Genomic DNA, 2,573 nt, shown 5'->3' with positions numbered 1-2,573 from the left:
AGGATGGTGCGTCCAATGGTTTGACGGCGCCGAACGGGCCGTCGCAGCAGCGGGTGATCCGAGCGGCCCTGGCGAGTGCCGGGCTGAAGCCCACCGATGTCGACGCGGTCGAGGCACACGGGACGGGGACGTCGCTCGGCGATCCGATCGAGGCGCAGGCCCTGATCGCCACGTACGGCCAGGACCGCACGCACCCCTTGCTGTTGGGGTCGGTGAAGTCCAACATCGGGCACACCCAGGCCGCTGCGGGTGTGGCGGGTGTGATCAAGATGGTGCTGGCGATGCGGCACGGCGTGCTGCCCCGCACCCTGCACGCCGAGGAGCCGTCCTCACGGGTGGACTGGTCGGCCGGCGCGGTGGAACTGCTGGCGGAACAGCGGGAGTGGCCGGACGCCGGGCCTGTTCGCCGGGCGGGTGTGTCTGCGTTCGGTGTTTCGGGGACGAACGCGCACGTCATTCTTGAGCAGCCGGTGGCGGAGGAGCTCCCCGCCGGTGCCGAAGGCGGCCCGGTGCCGTCGTTGGTGCCGTGGGTGGTGTCGGGGCGCAGCCGGGTGGCTCTGCGGGCGCAGGCGGAGCGGTTGGCGCAGTTCGTGGCCGGGCGCGAGGGGATCTCGGCGGCTGCGGTGGGCGCGTCCCTGGTGCGGTCGCGGTCGGTGTTCGAGCACCGTGCGGTGGTGTGGGGCGCGGACCGTGAGGAGTTGCTCCGCGGCCTGGAGTCCGTGGCCGCCGGTGAGTCTGCGGCCGGTGGAGCGGTGATCGGTGAGGTGGGCGAGGGTGGCCGCACGGCCTTCCTGTTCGCCGGCCAGGGGGCCCAGCGCATCGGTATGGGCCGCGAACTGTACGAGGAGTACCCCGCCTTCGCGGACGCCTTCGACGCCGTGTGCGCGCATCTGGACATCGAACTGCCGCGTCCACTCCGCGAGGTGGTGTTCGGAGACGATCACGACGTTCTGGATCGGACGGAGTTCGCGCAGCCGGCGTTGTTCGCTCTGGAAGTGGCGCTGTTCCGGTTGCTGGAGTCGTGGGGTGTGCGGCCGGACGTGCTGGCCGGGCATTCGATCGGTGAGATCGCGGCGGCGCATGTGGCGGGGGTGTGGTCCCTGGCGGACGCCTGCCGCCTGGTGGTGGCGCGTGGCCGGCTGATGCAGGCGCTCCCCGACAGCGGCGCGATGGTCGCGGTGCAGGCCACCGACGCCGAGGTGCTGCCGTTGCTTCACGACCGGGTCGGTATCGCCGCGGTCAACGGCCCTGAGGCACTGGTGGTCTCGGGCGTGGCGGAAGCCGTCGAGGAGATCGCCGCGCACTTCCGCTCGCAAGGCCGCAAGGTCACGTCCCTGCGCGTGAGTCATGCCTTCCACTCGCCGCTGATGGAGCCGATGCTCGCCGACTTCCGCGCGGTGGCGGAGGGACTGTCGTACGAGCGGCCGACGCTGCCGATCGTGTCCACGGTGACCGGCGCGTCCGCGAGTGCGGATGAGCTGATGTCGCCGGAGTACTGGGTGGAGCATGTCCGGGCGACCGTCCGCTTCGCCGACGCCGTGGCCGCCCTGGACGGACAGGGTGTCCGCCGCTTCCTCGAACTCGGCCCCGACGAAACACTGACCGCCCTCGCGCGAATGACGCTCGACGCGGTGAGCAGGCCGGACGGTGATGTGCAGGTGCTCGTGCCCGCTCTGCGCAAGGAGCGCCCCGAGGCCAGGTCGGTGCTGGCCGCGCTCGCCGACGTCTTCGTGTCGGGTGGCGAAGTCGGCTGGGCTTCGGTCATCGGCGACTCTGTTCCAGAGGCCGTCGAACTGCCCACCTACGCCTTCCAGCACCGGCGGTTCTGGCCGGCCCCCGCGGAGCCGCAGGCCTCGGCCGGGGCCGGGGGTGAGGTCGACGCCCGGTTCTGGGAGGCGGTCGAGCGCGAGGATCTGGAGTCGCTGGCGGGGGAGCTGCAACTGGAGCAGGAGGCCGTGGGTGCGGTGCTGCCGGCCCTGTCCTCCTGGCGGCGGCAGAGCCTCGAACAGGCCGAGTTGGACGGTTACCGGTACCGGGTGCACTGGACACCGGTCACCGACATCCCTCGTGACACGTCGCTGCCGGGGCGCTGGCTGGTGTTCGTCCCCGAGGACCTCGGTGGGGATCCTCTGGCCGCCTCGATCCAGGAAGCGCTGGCGGCCGCGGGCGCCGAAGTCGAATGGTGGACGAGCGACCCGAGCGCGAAGCGCGCGGACCTGGTTGCGCGGCTGAAGGGCGCGGGAGCGGTCGCGGGCGTGGTGTCACTGCTCGCTCTGGCGCGGGAGGGCGCTGCCGACGACGCCGTACCCCAGCCCGTGTCCGCTTGCCTGGGGCTGGTGCAGGCTCTGGGTGATGCCGGTGTGGTGGCTCCGCTGTGGGTGGTGACCCGTGGTGCGGTGTCGGTGGGCCGGTCGGACGGTGCTGTGGACGCGGTGCAGGCCGCTGTGTGGGGTCTGGGCCGCGTGGCCGCGCTCGAAGCCTCCGGCCGCTGGGGCGGACTCCTCGACCTCCCGGCTGCCCTGGAAGGCTCCACGCGCAGTGCTCTCACCGCGGTGCTGGCGGGTGTGGACGTC

1 protein-coding gene is annotated in these 2,573 nt (G+C 72.1%); it reads left to right on the top strand.

Features of this window, described 5'->3' with window-relative positions:
• A partial coding sequence (locus AQJ66_RS38010; RefSeq protein ID WP_159052687.1) for a type I polyketide synthase occupies positions 1-2,573 on the top strand: 2,573 nt, incomplete at both ends.

It is taken from the genome of Streptomyces bungoensis (assembly GCF_001514215.1).
Classification (GTDB): domain Bacteria; phylum Actinomycetota; class Actinomycetes; order Streptomycetales; family Streptomycetaceae; genus Streptomyces; species Streptomyces bungoensis.
Note: the sequence above shows the minus strand (reverse complement) of the source record. Positions and strands in the feature narration are given on the sequence as shown.